Origin of the sequence: uncultured Methanobrevibacter sp. (assembly GCF_905235195.1) — an archaeon.
Classification (GTDB): Archaea; Methanobacteriota; Methanobacteria; order Methanobacteriales; family Methanobacteriaceae; genus Methanarmilla.
Window position 1 is genome coordinate 1 of record NZ_CAJOKH010000022.1, and the last position, 22164, is coordinate 22164.

The 22164-nt window shown below is 25.6% G+C and carries 13 protein-coding genes; 5 read left to right on the forward strand and 8 right to left on the reverse strand.

Annotation, left to right across the window (positions count from 1 at the left end):
* Positions 1-852 precede the first annotated feature (852 nt).
* The 5 genes from QZ146_RS03320 to QZ146_RS03340 all read right to left on the reverse strand — a co-directional run bounded on the left by QZ146_RS03320 (position 853) and on the right by QZ146_RS03340 (position 4989).
* Positions 853-1188 carry a hypothetical protein gene (locus tag QZ146_RS03320; protein WP_295722234.1) on the reverse strand — a complete coding sequence of 112 codons (336 nt, stop codon included), beginning with the start codon at positions 1186-1188 and terminating at the stop codon, positions 853-855.
* 65 nt (positions 1189-1253) lie between these two features.
* Positions 1254-2132 carry an Mrp/NBP35 family ATP-binding protein gene (locus QZ146_RS03325; RefSeq protein WP_295722235.1) on the reverse strand — a complete coding sequence of 293 codons (879 nt, stop codon included), beginning with the start codon at positions 2130-2132 and terminating at the stop codon, positions 1254-1256.
* A 54-nt stretch (positions 2133-2186) separates the two neighbouring features.
* The gene (locus QZ146_RS03330) at positions 2187-3665 is read right to left on the reverse strand and encodes a sodium-dependent transporter (RefSeq protein WP_295722236.1); all 1479 of its coding nucleotides are present in this window, start codon (positions 3663-3665) and stop codon (positions 2187-2189) included.
* Between the two features lie 161 nt (positions 3666-3826).
* On the reverse strand, positions 3827-4219 hold the full coding sequence (locus QZ146_RS03335) for a hypothetical protein (RefSeq protein WP_295722237.1): 393 nt from the start codon (positions 4217-4219) through the stop codon (positions 3827-3829).
* A gap of 158 nt (positions 4220-4377) precedes the next feature.
* Positions 4378-4989 (reverse strand): methylated-DNA--[protein]-cysteine S-methyltransferase, encoded by a 612-nt coding sequence (locus QZ146_RS03340; protein WP_295722238.1) that lies wholly within the window; start codon positions 4987-4989, stop codon positions 4378-4380.
* A 211-nt stretch (positions 4990-5200) separates the two neighbouring features.
* On the opposite strand from QZ146_RS03340, the gene QZ146_RS03345 reads away from it, so the two are divergent.
* From QZ146_RS03345 to uvrC, 5 genes are all read left to right on the forward strand, one after another.
* The gene (locus tag QZ146_RS03345; protein ID WP_295722239.1) at positions 5201-6250 is read left to right on the forward strand and encodes a ribonuclease H-like domain-containing protein; all 1050 of its coding nucleotides are present in this window, start codon (positions 5201-5203) and stop codon (positions 6248-6250) included.
* Positions 6251-6782: 532 nt separating this feature from the next.
* Positions 6783-7865 carry a Coenzyme F420 hydrogenase/dehydrogenase, beta subunit C-terminal domain gene (locus tag QZ146_RS03350; RefSeq protein ID WP_295722240.1) on the forward strand — a complete coding sequence of 361 codons (1083 nt, stop codon included), beginning with the start codon at positions 6783-6785 and terminating at the stop codon, positions 7863-7865.
* Between the two features lie 411 nt (positions 7866-8276).
* The gene (locus QZ146_RS03355) at positions 8277-9356 is read left to right on the forward strand and encodes a M42 family metallopeptidase (RefSeq protein ID WP_295722241.1); all 1080 of its coding nucleotides are present in this window, start codon (positions 8277-8279) and stop codon (positions 9354-9356) included.
* A 459-nt stretch (positions 9357-9815) separates the two neighbouring features.
* Complete coding sequence (locus QZ146_RS03360) at positions 9816-16946, forward strand: DUF3320 domain-containing protein (protein WP_295722242.1); 7131 nt, start codon at positions 9816-9818, stop codon at positions 16944-16946.
* 556 nt (positions 16947-17502) lie between these two features.
* On the forward strand, positions 17503-19257 hold the full coding sequence (uvrC, locus tag QZ146_RS03365; RefSeq protein WP_295722243.1) for an excinuclease ABC subunit UvrC: 1755 nt from the start codon (positions 17503-17505) through the stop codon (positions 19255-19257).
* Positions 19258-19649: 392 nt separating this feature from the next.
* On the opposite strand, the gene QZ146_RS03370 is transcribed toward uvrC, so the two are convergent.
* The 3 genes from QZ146_RS03370 to QZ146_RS03380 all read right to left on the reverse strand — a co-directional run bounded on the left by QZ146_RS03370 (position 19650) and on the right by QZ146_RS03380 (position 22074).
* The gene (locus QZ146_RS03370) at positions 19650-20198 is read right to left on the reverse strand and encodes an AAA family ATPase (protein WP_295722244.1); all 549 of its coding nucleotides are present in this window, start codon (positions 20196-20198) and stop codon (positions 19650-19652) included.
* 196 nt (positions 20199-20394) lie between these two features.
* Positions 20395-21135, reverse strand: coding sequence for a phosphopantothenate/pantothenate synthetase (locus QZ146_RS03375; protein ID WP_295722245.1), 741 nt, complete (start codon positions 21133-21135; stop codon positions 20395-20397).
* A 255-nt stretch (positions 21136-21390) separates the two neighbouring features.
* Entirely contained in the window at positions 21391-22074 is a 684-nt protein-coding gene (locus QZ146_RS03380) for a diphthine--ammonia ligase (protein WP_295722246.1), read from the reverse strand.
* Positions 22075-22164 lie beyond the last annotated feature (90 nt).

Here is a 22164-nt window from a genome sequence, read left to right on the forward strand (position 1 = left end):
AAACGATTATATGTTCCTCTATTTTGTTTGTTAAACCTCATTAGAGTTGAATTTACTATTTTACAGTATTGTTCTGCGGAATATCTACTCATGAATTCAAAATCTGCCCTGTGATCGGTATTTCTTTAGAAAATCCTGCAAATTTTCTCAATTTTGCACTACGATTTAACTCTTTAACAACATCAGAACGGTATAATTAAAATACATACTCATAAATAGAATTTTAATTGAAATTAGCATCATTTGACGATTTGTAATTCCTTTTCGGTTGCATGTGTCTTTAAATTTTTTAGAATCGATAATTTTAAATATTTTGCCTAACAAATTAAACTTTGGGTCTTTTGAATCGTAATTTAAACTCAGTAACATTTTTAGCCTCAAATAAATATATGTTATACATTATATTTAAATATACCGATTTAAATTTCCCTATTTTAAATTTAATGAATTTTATGAAAACACCGTTATAAAATAAATATAAATTAATTGAATTTAGTAAAAATAAGAGTTTTGTGCAAGTTTCTCATACTAAAAAATCTAGCACCCTATAAAATTAAAATCAAAAAGAAATAGAAATGAATCCTATTATCAATCCCATTGAATTACTTCCCTATAAGAAGTGTAAATTTTAAAAAAAAAGTTTATAATATTGGAAGAGACCTTATTAAAAAAATTAAAAGGAAAATAGTTATGGAAACTGATACTAATCATCAGGCTTTAGAACCTTTATCAGGTTGACATTGCCTCTTTTGGTATATCCCACCATATACCTGTTGTCAGCAAATAAAGCGATTTGGAAATCAGTTTCGTAAAATAAGGGTTTAAAGAATTAAATTAAACATAGGAACAAAATTAACTTATATATGATCCTTCCTCAAAAACACATTCAACAACACTATGATGCATTCCAAACGGATCAATAATTTCATTTGTAAGAGATTCCCCATCAAATACTAATCTATCATACCAATGCTGCGACAGACGGCCAAAAAAACACCAACAATGAACTTCCCCTTCAAATTGATACTCACTATCTAACCACTCTTTAGCTACAAAATATGGTTTTAACCAGTTAGGACATTCAATCTCAAATTTATTAAACAAATCACTAATAGGTATTAATTTATCATCTTCATTAGTCGCATTAATACCAAATTTCATACCTTCATAAGCCTCCTCAGATATCATAATATTATACTCCTATAATTATTTTGGACAAATGAAAAAGAGAAAAAATAATATTAAAGAATTAATTAATCTTTAAAGAAATCATTTTCGATTTTATTTACAATAGATTTAAATTCTTTAGATACAATGTGTTTTCCATCTTTAGCTGTAATTATAGTATCATCATCAACAGCCTTTGCAACATCTTCTGTAAGTGGAATACTACCTAAATAATCAATATCCATCAATTCAGCAAATTTATCTCCTTGACTTTCCCCGAAGATATTTAGTTTTTCATCACAATTAGGACAGATTAAGTATGCCATATTTTCAACTAAACCGATTTGATCAATATTCATTTTTTTAGTCATTGTAACACATTTTAAAACATCCTCTTGAGATAAGGAGTTAGGTGTTGTAACCATAACCACTGCATCAGCATCAGGAATTGTTTGAAGAACAGTTAATGGTTCATCTCCAGTTCCAGGAGGGTTATCAATAATTAAAACATCAAGATTACCCCATTTTACATCTGATATAAACTGTCTTATAACACCTGTTTTTTGTGGACCCCTCCAAATTATAGGTGTATCTTGACTATCAAGTAAAAAGCCCATACTCATAATAGCTACACCATCCTCACTCATTACAGGTAATATTTTTTCTTCTTCAATACCTAATACTTCCCCTTCCTTACCGAATAATTTAGGGATATTTGGCCCATGAATATCCACATCAAGAATACCTGTTTTATATCCTAATTTTTGGAAAGTTTCTGCTAAATTAGCAGCAACAGTTGATTTACCTACACCACCTTTTCCACTCATAACAACGATTTTATGTTTAATATGGGACATATTATTAGCAATGTTAATTTCTTGTTGAATTCTAGCTTTTTGTTCTTCTTCACTCATATTTGCTCCACCATGATGGTCATGATGAGCATGTTGATTATTATCCGCCATTATATCCTCCGATTCAATTTTTATATTTTATAATAATATTAATTTTCTTTATAATTAATAATCTTCTACTTTTGAAGGTAATTTTGTAAGTATAATAGGTACTAATATCATTACAGCAAGAAGAATAAGCTGAATAACTGTTTTCATGAAACCTTCATTTACAAAATTATCAAAATTACCTTTAATCCACATAAATCCAATTACAATAGGTATGAAATACTTTATAATGAATTTCCATAATTTACCCATTTTTATTTTGGAATTCTCATTAATAGTTTCAATAATATCCTCAATTTTATAAATCCAACCAAAGATTATACATTCAATAATAATAGTAAGTAATAATCCAAATTGGTTTAGGAAATTATCAAAGTAGGTAAGTAATGTAATACCATAACCTGATGTATAGATTATGGAAATTAAAAATCCTACAACACATATATATTTTGTAGCTTTTTCACGGCTCATACCAAATTTATCAGATAAGGCAGCTGAAAGTGGCTCGACAAGTGATAATGCTGATGTAATAGCTGCAAAAAATAAACAAATAAAGAACAATGGTCCTATAATATATCCTGCATTACCCATAGTATTGAAAACACTTGGAAGTACAATAAATGCAAGACCTGCACCATCAGTTATTACATTATCTATTGGAACATGACTTGTAAGACTCATATATCCAATAATAGAAAACATTCCAACAGCAGTAAATATTTCAAATGCACTGTTTGTAATTGCAACAATAAAACCATTTTTAACAAGATTTACACCTTTAGGCAAATAGCTTGAATAAGTTAACATTATACATAAACCTAAACTAAGTGAAAATACGATTTGACCAAAAGCAGCCAACCATATATTTAAATTCAATAAATCACCTAATGGATCAGAACCCCATTGTGGAGTAAATAAAGCATGAATTCCTGCAGATGCTCCAGGTAATGTGATTGAATAGAAAACAATTCCTGCCATTATGAAAAATAAAAGAGGAATTAAAATTTTACATGCTTTTCCAAGACCCTTATTTAAATCCCTATGTGATATAAACCATATAATCACCCATGCAAAAGCTACTGATAAAAATATCGGTATGACTATTGAAAATATTCCCATAGGATTAGTTGTAGAATGAAGCATTGACTGTGTAAAAAAGCCATCTGTATCTGGTCCCCATCCTTTAAAAAAACTTAAAAATAAATAGATAATGTTCCATCCTATAATACAAGTATAATAAGTTAAGATTAAATATGGAATAATTAATACAAACCATCCAATAACTTCATATTTTTCGTTTATATTCCTTAAAATTTTACTTAAACTTGCCTTAAATCTGTATCCAGCACCATATTCAACATAGATAAAGGGTATTCCTACACAAAGTATAGCAACTATATAAGGAATAATAAATTTTCCCCCACCATTTGAATATGCTATATATGGAAAACGCCAAATATTACCTAAACCTACAGCTGAACCAATCATAGCCATCATAAAAGTAAAAGCATTTTCCCATTGATTTTTCTCTGCCATTTTCTAACCTTTTAAAAATTAAAATATAAAATGATTATTTATTAAATTATTATTTAAATAACAAAGAATATTTTTATATATAAATAGTATATATTCTTTTTCATTATTTTAAAATGAATTTTATTATATTAAGTATTATTTTAATTAAACTTCAAAAAAGTTTATTTTAATTGAACTTCAAAATTAGCCAAATATCCAAGTGAAGTAATAACAATAGGATAAATTATATACATATAGGATATTTTAGCAAAATATATTTTAGTAAAATTACTTCCAATATTAATATTATGAGTAAAAAACATAGTAACCATATCTAGAATAATTGAAATAATTGCAAAATATAAACCTGCAAGAAATCCTTCAAATATCTCATGTTCATGAAGGGTTCTTACATATACAACTCCAAATATAAGAGCTCCAAATACTATCCATAATGGTAAATGAGTGTTAAAAAAGAAAAATTTCATATGGACAGAATCATTTGTTAATGTAGAGCAAGCATATACAAAAAAATAAGAAAGAATTCCACATATTGTTGCTTTTTTAAAATTCATAAAATCCCCATAATATTTTGATTAAATAAAAAAAATAATTTTTAAATGATATTTACAAATTCATATAAATATATCTTACTAATTCATAAAATATTATATTTTCTAATAAAATGATATTAATTGTAAATAGTACTTATACTATTATAAGTAATTTTTATTTATATTAATTTTGTTTGATCTTTTTTATTAAGTGATATTATAGTACTTTCACTTATAACTTTCTTTTCTTTAATTTCAATTCCTTCTAGACTTAAGAGGATTTCTTTAGATTTATCTCCATAAGCATGACCATTAAATCCTCCTATAGTCCAATCTTTTCTAACTGTCCTATGGCATGGTATAATAATAGGATAAGGGTTGTGGCTTAAAACATTACCAACTGCCCTATAAGACTTAGGTCTATTAATCATAGCTGCAATCTGGCCATAAGTATTAATTGTTCCTTTTTTTGTATTGAATTCAGTAATTAAAACATCCTGCTGAAATGGAGTAAATGAAGATAAATCCAAATAATCAAGAGTAAACTCTACATCTTCACCATTTAAGTACTTTTCAATATTTGTAATAAGTCTTTTAAGATTATAATCCAAATCATCATATGATGATTCCTCTATACTATCATACTTTTCATATGCAATATGAGATGAATTAGTATTTTGATTAGATAGTATAATCTCTTTGATTAATAAATTGCCTTTATTATAAAAAACAATTGTAATAGGACCAATAATAGTATTTTTAATTGTAAACTCTTTAAATTCAGTTTTCATTTTAAATTCCTAGAATATTTATTAAATTCAAACTATCTCTTTTAAAATTTGATTTAATCTATATATATTTTTTTCTAAATTCTATAAACTTTATAATAATTAATATTTATAAAAATCTTTATAATTTATAAAATAAATAATATTTAGTGGATATGAACTTTAAGATAATATTTTATTAAACTTTTACTATATAAGCTTAATTAGTGATTATATGTCTAGACAAGACGATATGGAATTGTATTTAAAAAATGCACTTTTAAAATCATACAAAGATTCTTTTAGGCTTTTTGATGATAATAATTATCAAAAAACTAAAAAGAGTAATGAATCTTCTTCTGGAAATTATTTTGAAAAACTTAAAGAAGAACTACTTTTAAGGTATGAGGATAAAAGATTTGATGACTATTCAACAATTACTACCATAGATACCAGTTTTGGTGAAACTCTTGAAATAACTAATAAAGAAAAAATTAATTTCAAACTTAAAGACAATAATCTAAAAGACAAACTCATTTATGATTTAAAATTAATAGAGGGTATAGGTCCAAAAAAAGAAAAAATTCTTAAAAATAAGGGTTTTACTAATATTTATCATTTGACAGACCATCCCACATATTCAAATGCAGCTAGGGAAACTCTTTTAAAAATCAAATCTTCAGATTTTAATACATTGTTCAATTATTTAAAATCACATAAAAACTTTAAATCTATTATGGCAGCATCCACACTTGATATTGAAAATTTAAAATTCATGGATATTGAAACTATGGGTCTTTCAAATCTTCCTATTATTTTAATTGGTGTTAGTAGCATTCATAAAAATAAAATTATTACCAAACAATATCTTCAAAGGGAGGGTAAAGAAGAACCAGCCATTATAGAAGCATATCTATCTAATTTAGATGATGATTCAGTGCATGTTTCATATAATGGAGCTAGTTTTGATATTCCATTTATCCGAAATAGGGCAGATTACTTTTCTATAAATTACACCAAACACCATAATTATGATTTATTATATTATGCAAGAAATCTTTATAAACAAAGACTTAAAAACTGTAGACTTCCTACTGTTGAAAGTTATATATGTAAATTTGAAAGGTTTGATGATGTTTCAGGTAAATACATACCAGGATATTATAAAAGCTATGTTGAAACAGGTAATATTGGACCTCTTGTTCCTATTGTAAGACATAATCGTCTAGATATTACATCTCTTGTGCATATTTTCAAAAAAATTTATGATGAGATAAGTTTTTAATTTTAATGTAAATTAAATTTCTTCTAATTTTTATATAAAAAATTATATTGGAAGATATTTTCCGATAAAATTTACTTTTTTTAAATTATGTAAATGTTTATAAAAAATAATAAAATTTAAACTATTAACTAATAAATTTTAAAAAAAAATATATAAAATAAAATTAAATATTATTCAAAATAATTATTTTTTAATCATAAAATTTGTTCAAATTAATCAAATTTATAAAAAAAATAGGATTTTGTACACATTATTAATAAGCTTTAAATAATCATAAGAAATTAAATATTATTATTGAATTAATTTAATAAATTAAATCTATTAATGAAATATGTATATTAAAGATTAATAAATTTAAATAATTAATTAAATATTTATTAATTAATCCTTTAAAGATTATTTAAACAATAATATTATTTTTATTTAATAACATAAAGGCATATTAATAAAAAAAACTATACCAATGGATAAACTTAAAAAACAAAATAATATTATTATTTAATCAAAATCAAAATTTGATTAAGGTGATTAAATGGATCAAATAAAAACAGCAATGGTTGGAACTCCATGTCAAATAATGGCAGCAACAAAAATTAATAAATATAGTGATATTACTGGAGGTTCACCTATAGATATTAAAATAGGATTATTCTGTATGGAAAACTTTTCATATACTTATCTTGAAAAATTCTTAAAACAAAATAATATAGAAATGTATGAGATTAAAGAATTTAGAATAGATAAAGGTAAATTTTTAGTAAATCTAATAGACGGTAATCAATTTTCAATACCAATAAGTGAAACAAATATTTTTACACGTAAAAACTGTCATATATGTACTGATTATACATCAGATTTATCTGATATATCAGTAGGTTCTGTTGGATCTAAAGATGGATACTCCACTGTAATAGTTAGAACAAAAAAAGGTCAAAAAATAATTAATGAACTTAAAGAGAAAGACTTAATAATCTGTGAAGATTTATCTGATAAAGGCATAAATTTACTTAAAACAATTGCAAATAATAAAATCACTAAAAATCAAAAAAACATACAATCTCGTGAAAGAGTAGCAAGACAGGTACTATCACAAAGACATGTAACAGAAGAAACACTACATACCCAATCATGTAACTGTCAATTCAGTAATCTTGAAGCTGATGTAATTAGTGTTGGAGGATGTGTACTATGTGGAGCATGTGAATATGTATGCAAATCCAATATAATTCAAATAAACGATAGAAAACCACAGGCATATGGTGAATGTGATGATGATTGTCATGCATGTTATTATGCATGCCCTAGAACCTATGTAAGTACTGAAATTTTACCTGAAGATATAGACTCTAAACCATTTGGAGAATATATAGAAATCATGGAAGTCAAATCCAATAGTATTAATGGTCAAGATGGAGGAGTTGTAAGTGGAATATTAATGTATTTACTTGAAAAGAATATTGTAGATGAAGTATTTTTAGTAGGTCAAGATGAAAATGTTCCATGGAAACCTAAATCATTTGTATCAAATAAAGTATGGGATGTAATTGCAGCAGCAGGTACTAAATATAGTACTGTACCAATCGGATTTAAAGCATTAAGCAATAAATCAAAGTAATTTATAATTTACAATAAATATTGATTTTAAAATTAAATAAACATCATCATTGATAATTACAATGAAATAATTATAAATAATAATAAATAATAATAATAATTGAAAGTTATTTATTTAATATAATTTTATAGATAAATTGTTTTTTTTGATAATATTAATTATATGAATATAAAATTAGAATATTTATAAAAGTTAAATATTTTTTTTATAAAATTACTATTAATTAGAATTTCTTTATAATATAATCATTTGGATACAATATTAGAAATTTTTTTATTAATATTAAATATTTTTTTATAAAATTACTATTACTGAGAATTTATTTATAAATATTAATTAATTTTAATTCGAAAGTATTATTTATTAATATGAATATATGATAATTAAAAGATGTGAAAATGAGATGATTAGATGAGTAAAAAGGAAGGCAAATCTAAAGCTGATAAATATTTTAATATGGATCTTATGAGAGAATTATGTCAAACCAATGGTATTTCTGGTTTTGAAGAGGATATTGCAGAAATATTTGAACGTGAATTAAAAGATGTAGTAGATACAATAGAAAAAGACAATATGGGAAATATGATATGTACCAAAAAAGGTAAAAAGTCCAAACCTTCTGTTATGTTAGCAAGCCATATGGATGAAATTGGTTTGATGGTTCGTTTTATAGATGATAATGGATTTTTAAGATTTAGTAAAATTGGTGGAATCAACGATCAGATGTTACAAAATCAAACAGTCACCATCCACAGTGCACAAGGTGATGTAACAGGAGTACTTGGTTCAAAACCACCTCACATCACTACTGCTGAAGAGAGAAAAAAAGTAATGCCTTTTGATCAAATGTTTATTGACATTGGTGCAAAAGATAAAGAAGAAGCTGAAAGTATGGTTTCTGTTGGTGATCCTATTACCATCAATTCAATATTTGCAGAATATCCTCATAATTGTTTTATGGGAAAAGCAATTGATAATCGTGCAGGATGTTATGTTGTTATGGAAGTACTTAAAAGAGTAAATACCGATGCAACTGTTTATGGGGTTGGAACAGTTCAAGAAGAAGTGGGACTTAAAGGTGCAAGAGTAGCAGCATTCAAATTAAATCCAGATTGGGCTTTTGCTTTAGATACAACATTATCTGGAGATCATCCTGGTGTTAAACCAGATGAAGCACCTGCAACAATGGGTGATGGTCCAGTAATAGTTCTTATTGATGCAGGAGGAAGAGGAATAATAACTCCTAAAAAGGTTAGAGATCTTCTTATTTCCACCGGAGATGAAAATGATATACCTTACCAATTAGAAGTTGGAGATGGTGGAACTACTGATGGTTCTACAATACAACTTCAAAGAGAAGGTATTCCAACTGGAGTATTTTCAGTACCTACAAGATATATCCATACTCCATGTAGTGTAGCTAGTGCTGAAGATATTGAAAACACTATTGAATTGATTGTTAAGGCAATTGAAAAAATAGGTAATGAATAAATAATTACTTTATTTTTTCTATTTAATTAAATTTTATATTATTCAATTTGATATATTTAATTAAATCTATTCCTTTTTACTTTAATTTTATAATTTAATATTATTGTATTAGATTTATTTAATTTAATCTAATTTTATTCCATTAAGTTACTTTAGTTTATTTTATAATTTAATTTTATTGAATTTGTCTATTTTTTTAATAAATTCCATATTTTTTATCAATTATATAATTTAAATAAAAGCATATACAATATTTTAAACTTTATTACTTATTTTTCTACTTTAATATTAGCAATGAGTTTTTTTAAAATTTAAGAATTTTAGAAAACTTTATTATATATATTAAATATAATAAATTACATTATTATATAATATCAAATTATTAATTTCATTATCAAGAAATTATTATATTTTAAAAATTATTTTATAAAAATTTAAAATAATAGTGAGTAATTTATTATGTTCAAAGGGGTTAATGTAAAAAAATCATCATCCAAAAAAATTGAAAAGGAGTTTAAGGATTTACGAAAAAATCTTTTAGATTTAACACTTAGAAATCAGTTATTAAATTTTAAAGATCGTGCACAAACTCTTACAATATCTAATCAAACTCCTAAAAATATGTATAATCTTCTTGTTCTTCAGAATAAATCAATGAAATTTATATCAAACCAAGAAAAAAATGCAGAAGAAGAAGCATCAAGATTTGGATTTAAAAAACCCTCATTTACCCACTTTAGTCATGATGATACTAAACTAGAAGTTAATCTAACAGAAAAAGGTCTAGAGAAGAAATTGTTCTATATCAATAATCAATCTAAAACTATGGTTGAAGAACAAGGTTACAATATTTTATATATGGCAATTGGATTTTTAAAATGGATTGATAAATCCAAACCTAAAAAAACCAATTTAGCTCCTCTTATTTTAATACCAGTAACTATGCATAGAAAACAAATAGGTAATTCATTTACAATTTCCTGGACAGGTGAAGATATTCAAACTAATATTTCACTTAAAACAAAACTTGCAGAAGATGGAATAGTAATACCTAATTTTGAAGCAGCTAATTTTATAGAAGCTCCAGACCATTATATTAGAAGTGTATCAGAAGCTGTACATAAGATGAAAAATTGGGAAGTTACTAATAAAGTAGCTTTAGGTTTCTTTTCATTTACCAAATTTATTATGTACAATGACTTAAATCCTCAAAGTTGGGAAGATAATGTTGATTTGACAAATCATCCCCTTATACAGGCAATATTTGATCCATCATCAAATGATACTCATGAATTTAAGGAAGATGAAGTAGATGAAAAGATTAGCTATAAGGATATGTATCAAGTATTGGATGCAGATTCATCACAGATAGCTGTTATAGAAGATGTTAAAGCAGGACGTAACCTTGTAGTAGAAGGTCCTCCGGGAACAGGAAAATCACAAACAATTGTTAACTTAATTGCAGAACTTATTGCTGAAGATAAAACTGTGCTATTTGTTTCAGAGAAGATGGCAGCACTTGAAGTTGTAAAAAGTAGACTGGCCTCAGTAGGACTTGGTAAGTTTGTTTTAGAATTACATTCACATAAAACAAGACGTAAAAAATTCCTAAAAGAACTTCAAAAGTCTGCAAATATTAGAAGTACAAATGATTTAGACATTAATCGTACATTAAGAAAACTTGAAACATTAAAAGTACAATTAGATGATTATGCAGAACTTATACACAAACCTTTATATGCTGTACAGTTATCAGCATTTGATTTATATGGTAAAAAGGAATTTGCAGAAGAATATTTCCAAAGCCAATCAAAAATCCTGCCTTTGGTTAGATTTGAAAATGCTGAAGATTTAACAATGAAGGATTTAGATGAGATTATAATTTTACTTGAAAACTTATCTGAATTATATGGTACTATTAATCGTGAAAATCCATGGAGTTACTGTTCACCTAACAGTTTACTCCCAAGTGATTTAAGAGAAATTGAAATGTTAATTACAGATTCCTCCCATGCTTTAGATGATTTTAAAGTAGAAGCAGAAATTGTTGAAGATAATTATGGAATCAAACAACCTAAAAATCTTAAAAGTTATAATGAAACCATTAAAGCATTAGACTTTTTAGATGGTGATTATCCTCTTGTTGATAAACAGTTACTATTATCACCTGCTTGGGATAATCCTAAAGGTGCTCTTAAGTTAATAGAAGATTTGGAAAACTATCAGAAATTTAAAAAAGCATTTGATATGAAATTTGATGAAAGCTTACTTACAGAAGATATTGACCGTTTAATAAGTGAAATTGAAGAATTACAAAATAAAAGGTTTTCATTCTTTTCAAAATCAAATAAAAAAGAAATCTCTCAATATTATAAAGTTAAAGTTCCAAAAGATTCAGAAATTATAAATGATTTGGAAAATGTAAAGAAATTTAAAACATTATCTATACTTATGGAAAGTGAAAAAGAAGCAGGATTCAAATACTTTTCAAGTGCTTGGAATTTATCACAATCTCCTAATGAGCTTAAAAAAATATATAATTGGATGTTTGAATTGAAACACCTATTCAAACTTGAAATATTCACTGAAAAAATTTATGATTATATAAGCAATGACTTTCAGGTAGAGCCTATAATAGATTTATTAAAAGATTTTATAAAACAGGGCGAAAACTTTAAAAAAGAACTTAATAAACTTCAATCTAAATTAAGACCTAATACTCGCCAGATATTTAAGATGGATTCAGATGATGTATTATTTGAAGATTGGATTAAACAATTTAATAAATGGAATGGTCATTTTTCATCACTACATTTATGGAGCCAATATTTACAAGCAAAAGAAGATTGTAAAGGCACGGAAGCTAATTTATTTATAAATACTATAGAAAAAAGAAAAATTAAAATGGATGAAGTTAAACCATTAGTATTAGGTAATTTTGCAGATAGTTTACTTAATAAATTATTTATTGATAATCCTGAACTCAATGCATTTGTAGGAGAATTACATGAAAACCGTATAAAAGAGTTTAAAGATTTAGATAGGAAAATCCTTAAATTAAATCAAAAAAGAGTATTTAATAAATTAAATAGAAAAATTCCAAAAATATATGGCCAGGCTGATAACGAAGAAGCAAGAATTTTAGCTGGAGAATTTACTAGAAAAAGTGGACATTTACCAGTTAGAAAACTTCTAGAAAAAGCAGGAGATGTTATAAAGCAAATAAAACCTATATTTATGATGAGTCCATTATCTATTGCACAGTATCTAGACCCAACTAATCCTAAATTACAATTTGATGTGGTTATTTTTGATGAAGCAAGTCAAGTTAAACCAGAGGATGCACTTGGTGCATTTATGAGAGGCAAAACTGCTGTTGTTATGGGTGATACTCAACAATTACCTCCAACATCATTTTTTGATCAGATAGTTGAAGGGGAATCCCATGATGAGGTAGCAGGTGCATTGGATATGGAAAGTATTCTCCATTTATGTAAAATGTCATTTCCAGTTAAAATGTTGAAATGGCACTATAGAAGCCGTCATGAATCATTAATTGCGGTATCTAATAGGGAATTTTATGATAATAATTTACTTGTATATCCTTCCCCGTCCCATGATAATCCGGAACTTGGACTTAAATTTAAATATTGTCCTGATACAGTATATGAAAGAGGAGAAGGTTCCTACAATAAAGGTGAAGCACGGGAAGTCGTTGAGGCAATCTTTGAACACTTTGAAAAATATGGAGACAGTAAAAGTTTAGGTGTTGGAACATTTTCAGTTGCACAAAGAAATGCAATTTTAGAAGAATTAGAAAGAGAAAGAAGACAACGTCCAGAACTTGAACCATTATTTGCAGAAAATCGTGAAGATAGATTCTTTGTAAAAAACCTTGAAACCATTCAAGGAGATGAACGTGATGTTATTCTTATTAGTGTAGGTTATGGATTTGACCAGAATAGAAAAATGTCACTAAACTTTGGTCCACTTAATCAGGATGGTGGAGAACGTCGTTTGAATGTGCTTGTAACACGTGCAAAAGAAAAATGTGTAGTTTTCTCTAATTTCAGATCTCATGACATACAATTAACAGCTAATCCCCCATTTGGTGTAAGGGCACTTAAGGAATTTTTAGAATATGCTGAAAATTTAACAATGGGAAATATTCCTAAATTTGATGATAATATTGAACCATTTGATGAGGCAATCTATACTTACCTTATTGAAAGTGGCTATACTGTAGATAAACATATAGGGTGTGCTGGTTTTAGAGTAGATTTAGCTATTGTAGATGATGATAACCCTGGCCGATACATCTTAGGTATAACAACAGATGGTAAAATCTATTCTTCAAGTAAAGTTGCAAGAGATAGAGATCGTCTAAGAGAACAGGTACTTGAAGGATTAGGATGGAGATTATACCACTTATGGTCTACTGATTGGTATAGAAATAGAGAAGTTTCTAAAGAAAGATTAATCCAAACTATAGAACAAAGTAAAAGAGATATTATAAAAGATGATGAAAAACGGGAAGAAAAAGAACGTAAATTTAAAGCAAAAATGGAAGCTGAAAAACAAAAAAGATTAGAAGAACTTAAAAAAGCTGAAGAAGAAGAGAGAAGAAAAAAAGAAGAAGCGAAAAAACAAAAAGAACAAGAAAAACTTGAAAAATTAAATGAAGAAAATGTGGAAAGTGAGGATGGTGATAAAAACTCTCCAGATATTGATGTAGCTCTAGGAAGCAGCCCTCATAAAGAAGACTCTTTAAGTTCTAATAGTGATAAATCAAATGATGATTTGAGTGTAAATAATGTAGAAGAGATTGATAATGAATCTAATAATGATAATGAAGATATCTCATCTAAAGAAAAACGTTCTAAAGAACTTATTGACCAATTTAGTGATGATGAAGAGGATAATGAAATAAACTCCCCGTATAAGAAAGAATCTTCTGGAGGATTAATTAATAAAATATTTTCATCAACAAAAAATAAGTCCACACATAGAGATAATGAATTGGAAGAAATTAATGCCGTTGATGAAAATATGATAAAAGAGTTGAAAAAAGAAGCAGATGCTGAACTAGATGGTGTAAATGAAAAGACCAACAGCAATATAAGAAAATCAAGTAGTTCAAATAAGAATAATACTAATAATACAAATAATACTAAAAACACGAATAATAACAAAACTAGAAATAATCAACCTAACAATGATATTTTATCATCAACAGAATCTGAAAATAATAAAAATAATATCCAAAGTTCTAAAACAAGTGATACTCTAAGCAGTTCGGATAATCAAGATAATAACTCACCAGGTAATAGAATTAAAAACATAGGTTCATTTATAAACTCCAAATTATCTTCTATAACATCAACTGATAATAATAAATCCAATAAAGACACTCAATTAGAAGAAAATGAAAATAATTCAAATCCTAAAGAAGATATGCATTTAAAAGATAATTCTATAAATAATGAAAACATTACAGATAAGTCATATTATAATAAAACCAAATCGAATGATATAAGCTCTTCTGATGAGAAAATATCCAATGAAAAACCTAAAAAAGATAATAATAGAGATTCAGATGAAGGTAAAATTCTTGGATTTGACGGTGAATATGAATATGTTGAAGTTCCTATAGATAGAAAGCTTAAAGAAGGAGAAGAATTAGTTGAATATATTGATGATACTAATGAAGAATATGAAATAGTAGAAGTCCCTATAGATAGAAAGCTTAAAGAAGGAGAAGAATTAGTTGAATATATTGATGATACTAATGATGAATATGAAATAGTAGAAGTCCCTATAGATAAAGAACTTTCTGATAATGAAGAACTTATAGGATATGTAGAAAAAAATACAGATAAAAAAGAAAGTTCTAATGAGGAAAATAATGATATAAGCTCGGATAATGAAAATACAGATGAAACCTCTGATAACGAGGATGAAATTATATATCCAAATAATAATATTGAAGAAAAAATTTATACTGATGAGAATGAAGATAAAATTAATGGAAATATGAATGAAATTAAAGGCCTAATAAAGAATAATGAAGATAATGATAATACTGAGGATTTAAAAAATGTTAATAATAGTGATGAGGTATCAGATGAAGATTTAAACAATGTAATTACATCTATCATAAACCCAAATTCATCCAAAGATAGTTCAATAAATACATATGATAAAATACATGAATCAAACCCTGCTGTAAATAATAATAACGACTTAAATATTTTAAATGATAGTGACTTAAGTAAAGATAATACATCATCAGATCAAAATAATGAAGATGCTATAAAAATTATAGATAATGATGATAATACAGATATCTCTAGTGTTGAAAATGAACAATTTATTAATGAAAACCAAGATGAATATTTAAACCAAGGTATTGAAATAGATGAAACTTCAAATACTGATGAAGATTTCATAAGTATTTCAGATGTTAACAGTCCATTAAAGAAAAATAACTTATATTATAGTCGGAACAATAAAAATGAATCAATATTTGATAGAATTTCCAATGTTAAAAAAGAACTGGAATATATCAACAATTCCCTTAAAGAAATTGAAAATCCTACACCAACAGAAGTAGTCCATGTTATAGATAGAATATCTGATGATTTAAGTGAAATGGAAAAAAATATTGAAGAAACAAATGATGGAGTTATTATAAGTGATGATTCAACAGATGAGATTACTGCAGGTTCTAAAGTTTATGAAAGTGAAGAGGAAAATATAGATTCAGAAAACATTTCTTCAGATAATATATTTGATGAATATATTAATGATTCCGATATATTAAACAAGCAAACAGATGAATATGTTACAGATTCTACAGTAATCGATAAAGAAGATTTAGATAATATTAAAAAATCTAAACACAATGAATCTGATTTTGAGGAACTAGAAAATATTATTGAAGATTTTGATACTCAATATAAGGCAATAGAAAAAAGAAGGTATAATGAGAATAATCAATTAAAAGCTCATGATACACGTAAGCTACCTAAAAAAGGTAAAACTATGAAAGATTATATTAAACCTTATGTTGAAGTAATAGATTTAGACTTAAATACACCTGAAGATGTATATGACAAATCCATATCATATCTTGCAGAACAAATTCATAAGATTGTAGAAACTGAAGGACCTGTTCATAAAGATATAGTTATTAAAAGAATAAAAAATCAATCAGACATTAAAAGAGCAAGCACTAAACTTAAAACAGCAGTTGAAGATGGAATTTCTTATGGTGAGACTAATGGTTTCATAACTGTTATTGATCAATTCTTATACACTCAGGATATAAATTCTGAAGTTGAAATCAGAGAAAGGGTTAAACCTAATATTGATTATATTTGTAATGATGAAATAGTAGCCAATATAAAATTAGTTTTATTATTTAAAGAACATTTGAGTATTGATAAATTAACTAAAACGGTTGCACGTAACTTTGGCTTTAAATCTACATCAAAGAAAACTTCAGCTAAAATTAATAGTGTTATAGATTTAATGTTGGCTGAATCAGTTTTAGTAAATATAAATGGTGAAATTCAATTGAAAAATTAATAATATATACTATTTTTATCTTCTTTAATTTTATTTTCTTTTAATTATCTAATATTACTATTTTTTTTAGTTAAAATTCTATTTTTGAACCATAAGTAAATTAAAATAAAAAATTATTGGTAAAATAATAAAATAGAATTAATGAAATATAAAGAATTATTTAAAATTAGAATTTTATAGAAAAATCATGGGAATAAAAAAGGTTTAATATACTTTTGAAAAAAAACATACGTTTAAGGGGGTGAATATGTATGATTTCCCATAATTTCTCTAAAATGATTTAAGAATATTCTTAAATCAAAATTATATTAATTTAATATAATATATAAATGTTTTGTCTATAAAATGAAATTATATAATTTTGTTTAAAAAATTAAAAATAAATATACAAATATATAAAAAATTAAATAAACATATTACATTTTTTTGAGAAAAATAAATAAAATTAAAAATATTAACTATAATACATATAAAGATAATAAGATTAAACCTATGAATGTATTATTATAATACTTACGAAGATTTTAATAATATTAATAATAAATAATTTGATTAAATGGCAACTAAAGTAAAATCAGCAGATAATCTTCCATTAAAACCTGGCGTATATATAATGAAAGATATAAATGAGAAGATTATATATGTTGGAAAATCAAAATCTCTAAGAAAAAGAGTAAAATCCTACTTTAAAGATAATGTTGATAGGCCAAAAACTAGAGTATTAATGAATCATTTTCACAGTTTAGAATATATTGTAACTCAATCAGAAAAAGAAGCACTTATTTTAGAAGCTACATTAATTAAAAAACATAGGCCTAAATATAATATTCGCCTTAAAGATGATAAAAGATATCCTTATGTTAAAATTACAGATGAAGATTTTCCAAGACTTATAATAACACGTAATATTACAAAAAAAGGAAGTTATTTTGGACCATTTACAGATGTAGGATCAGTTCGCTCAACAGTAAAATTTTTAAAACAATTATTTAAAATAAGAACATGTAAAAATATGGATGGACCTTGCCTTAACAGTCAAATAGATTTATGTTATGGTCCATGTAATGGTTCCATATCCAAAAAGGAATATGCTGAAATTATTGATAAAATAGATTTATTCTTCCAAGGAAAATATAATGAAATTATAAAAGATTTGAAAATTGAGATGAAAGAAGCATCAACCAATATGGAATTTGAAAAAGCAGCCATTATAAGAGACCAAATAAATTCAATAGAAGAAGTAATGGTTAAACAATTTGTTGAATTAAATGATGAACTAGACCAAGACATAATTGCAAGTTGTGAAAATGAAGATACGACCATAATAGTTATATTATCTATTCGCAATGGAAAAATCGTATCAAAAGATGATTATTTAATGGATAATACTAAAAATCAGAAAATAGAAGAGGTATTATACAGTTTCATCCAACAATATTATGGTATTAATCGCCATATACCTAAAGAAATTATTTTAGAAGATAATCTTAAAGATTTAACATTAATTTCAGAATGGTTAAGTGATTTACGAGGAAATAAGGTTAAAATAACTATTCCTCAAAAAGGTAAAAAATTACGTTTAACTAGAATGGCAAATGCTGAAATTATTAAAAAACAAAAGGAAAAAGTTACAAGTTCCCTCATAGAATTACAAAATTATTTAAAATTAAAAAATGTACCTCATGTAATCGAAGGATATGATGTAAGTAATATTTCAGGAACTTTACAAGTAGGATCTAAAGTCAGCTTTTTTGATGGACAACCTAATAAGAAACAATATAAAAGATTTAAACTAGAAACTCCAGGACCTAATGATTATGGAATGATGAGAGAACTGTTAATACGTAGATTTAAATCTTTAGTAGGTGAAGAAGATTATAAAAAACCAGACCTTGTACTAATAGATGGTGGAAAAGGTCAACTTAACATTGCAGTTCAAGTTTTAAATGAATTAGGCCTTGAAGATATACCATTAATAGGTCTTGCAAAAGAATTCGAAGAAATATATGTTCCACAATCTAATGAACCTATAATAATTCCACATAATAAAGAATCTTTACATATTTTACAAAGATTAAGAGATGAAGCCCACAGATTTGGAGTAACATACCACAGAAAATTAAGATCTGAAAAAATAACCGAATCTGAATTAGATAATATATCTGGTATAGGTTTAAAAAGAAAACTTGCACTGCTTAAAGAATTTAAAACAATAGAAGATATTAAAAATGCAAGTTTTGATGAGCTTTTATCAGTTGATGGAATGAATAAAAAAGTAGCATCAAATGTTTATGATTATTTCCATAGATAAAATGCCTATATGTTGATAGTCAAATCTATATATTTATTTTAAGACATTAAAAAAAAACAAAATGTTTTAATAAAAATGAGCCCAACTTCAAATCAAAACATGTAGCTTGGGTGGTAATGGTGGTAAACTACACATATCAACTTAAAATCAGACTCATTATAATATTGTTTAAAATTAATATATAAACTTTTACTTAATTAAATTATTTTTGAAAATTTAATATATGATTCTAACTATTTAAATAAGTAAAATTTTTTATTATATAATTCTATATTTATTATAGATGTGGAAACTTTAGTAATATTTACTATTAGGTAATTAAAAGATAAAATACTTTATATTTATATATTAAATATTATTATCCATATTTTTTTTTAGATATATTAATAAAATTAGTTCATTATTTTAGTTAAAAAATTATCAACTTCAGTTTGATATGACTCCATACTTGATTCATTAATAATCAAATAATCTGAAGTAGCAATAACAGTTCCTACTCCAAAATTCAATTCATTTTGATCTCTTTTTTCAAATATTTCATATTTATTTGAATCATCCATACGTTTTCTAAGTTTTAACCTTTCAAATCTAATTTTAGGAGATGAAAATACAGATAAAATTTTAAAATCATTAAAGTTTTCTCTAAACATTTTAACTTCATATGGACTTCTAATACCCTCAACAACAATCAACTTCCCAGATAAATCATTGGTAGAGGCAATAATTTCTTTAATCTTATTAATGGTTAATTTAGCCACTACATATTCTCCCTGTTCTTCCCTAAGTTTAACTGCGGTGATTCTTGAATCTTCATTTCTTTTATTAGCTTCTTCACGAACCCTATCACCCATATTAACAACAATAGCACCATTTTCCTCAGCTTTAGTGGATATGACACTTTTTCCAGAGCCAGGCATACCAGAAATCCCTATAATTTTCATCTTTACACGTTATCCATAAAATTTTATAAAATTTATTATATAAATTATTTGTTCTTTTACATTAATATTTTTTTTATTTATTCTAAGTAAAATAAAATTATAATTAAAAAGACATATAGTCATTATTTAGATTAAAAACCATTAAATTAATTTATTTATTTATAACAATTATTTAAAAATTATTTTTATATTTTCATCATAATTTCTGTATTTTAAATGAATTTAAAGATTTTTTAAGATTTTCCTCATTATTGAAATTTTCTACAATATTTTCAAGAAATCTTTTGTCCTTATTTTTATATTCATGAGCAATTTTACTCATTAATGGAATGGCCCTTACAACATTATCAACAATTGATATATCAGACATTTCAGATGTTCTAGATAATGGGTTTAAATCTATACATATAATCTTTTTACCTGCATTTTTTAATAGTTCTGCACGGTCTCCATCTTCTAAAGGAACCAATATTACATCTGCAATATATATTCCTCTTAAACTTGCTGTTGCTCGTGGATTGTTTATTTTATCAAAATAATACAAATCATCATCATTTGTACCTAAAATATTATCATAGCCATGATCTTTAAATAATTCGGCAATTTTATCTACTCTTTTCTCAGTCCTATAGAACAAATTGATTTCAATTTGACTATCAGTTTCTCTTGCAAGTTCGATTATCTCATCTATTGCAAGTGCTGTAACATTACCATTTACAGATAATACAGAATTATCTGCAAGAAGAATTAATGCAACTGCAGCTTCAATAGCTTTATATGCACTATCAACAGTCTCCTCACCAATTAAATAATCAAATGTTTCCCCTCTACCATGAGCTATCATTCCTGTGTCAGCTAAATAGCCCTCTATAAAAGCATTTTTAACTTTATCTCTTAAAATTAAAGATTCATATCGAGGATGGTTTTTAGGTATCATAATTATTATATTTAGTTATGAATATTAATAAAATTTATTATTTTTAGTCATTTAACTCTAATATATTTAAAAATTTATGCAAATATAAAAAAATGTTAAAAATGCAAAAAAAGATTATTTACATATATATATGTAGATAGTGAAATATGATGATTTAGTTGAATTTAATTATGAGCCAAAAAATATAAAAATTAAAAGGCATTATACAAGATAAAATATAAACAGTAAATTATATGTGATAATATTTAATATAAACTATTTTTTATTTTCTAATACTGCATCAGATATTATATATGTGCCATTATCAAAATGCCAGTCTACTTCAGCTTTAATAATTTTTATTCTTTTATTAAAAATCGGGCCATCAAGAACAAATGTTTCAGCTTCCCCACCTTCAAATGCAAGATTAACAGGGACCTTTTTGCTAATGTTTTTAATATCCTCAATTAAATTATAGTCAATATGTCTTCCTAAAAAAGATTTATCTAAACCATATGCATAAACACCGCATATGATTACATCAAAACCTAAATCCACAATCATTTTCATATATTCCTCTTCATTAACATGCCAAAATGGTGAAATAACATCCATATTCAACTCATCTGCAATCTTTTCTATTCTTGATTTTTGATAATTTGAATATAATGCACCTGTATATATACGTTTTATGCCATTAAGTTTAAGAAATTCAAATTCCTTTTTTAAATCTTGAAGTTCTTCTTCCTTAATTCCATTGGTTTCGCCCTTTATAAGAGGTATATTAACAGCCTCGGCTATTAAATCAGTGAGATCAATATTTGGAACATGAAACATATAGCTTGATGAATTTTTACTTTTCATAGATAATAAATATCTAACATTATCACCATTTTCTAATGCTTTATATAATGCAAGTGTACTGTCTTTTCCACCTGAAAATAGAACTGCACTATCCATATAAATTACCAAAAAATATGTTTTTTAAAATAAAATAATATAAATAAATAATATTAACTTAATAATGAATAATTAAATTAATATATTTTT

Excerpts from the sequence above, each read along its gene's own strand:
- QZ146_RS03320 (WP_295722234.1), bottom strand. The coding sequence starts at position 1,188 with ATGATATCTGAGGAGGCTTATGAAGGTATGAAATTTGGTATTAATGCG.
- QZ146_RS03325 (WP_295722235.1), bottom strand. The coding sequence starts at position 2,132 with ATGGCGGATAATAATCAACATGCTCATCATGACCATCATGGTGGAGCA.
- QZ146_RS03330 (WP_295722236.1), bottom strand. The coding sequence starts at position 3,665 with ATGGCAGAGAAAAATCAATGGGAAAATGCTTTTACTTTTATGATGGCT.
- QZ146_RS03335 (WP_295722237.1), bottom strand. The coding sequence starts at position 4,219 with ATGAATTTTAAAAAAGCAACAATATGTGGAATTCTTTCTTATTTTTTT.
- QZ146_RS03340 (WP_295722238.1), bottom strand. The coding sequence starts at position 4,989 with ATGAAAACTGAATTTAAAGAGTTTACAATTAAAAATACTATTATTGGT.
- QZ146_RS03345 (WP_295722239.1), top strand. The coding sequence starts at position 5,201 with ATGTCTAGACAAGACGATATGGAATTGTATTTAAAAAATGCACTTTTA.
- QZ146_RS03350 (WP_295722240.1), top strand. The coding sequence starts at position 6,783 with ATGGATCAAATAAAAACAGCAATGGTTGGAACTCCATGTCAAATAATG.
- QZ146_RS03355 (WP_295722241.1), top strand. The coding sequence starts at position 8,277 with ATGAGTAAAAAGGAAGGCAAATCTAAAGCTGATAAATATTTTAATATG.
- QZ146_RS03360 (WP_295722242.1), top strand. The coding sequence starts at position 9,816 with ATGTTCAAAGGGGTTAATGTAAAAAAATCATCATCCAAAAAAATTGAA.
- uvrC (WP_295722243.1), top strand. The coding sequence starts at position 17,503 with ATGGCAACTAAAGTAAAATCAGCAGATAATCTTCCATTAAAACCTGGC.
- QZ146_RS03370 (WP_295722244.1), bottom strand. The coding sequence starts at position 20,198 with ATGAAAATTATAGGGATTTCTGGTATGCCTGGCTCTGGAAAAAGTGTC.
- QZ146_RS03375 (WP_295722245.1), bottom strand. The coding sequence starts at position 21,135 with ATGATACCTAAAAACCATCCTCGATATGAATCTTTAATTTTAAGAGAT.
- QZ146_RS03380 (WP_295722246.1), bottom strand. The coding sequence starts at position 22,074 with ATGGATAGTGCAGTTCTATTTTCAGGTGGAAAAGACAGTACACTTGCA.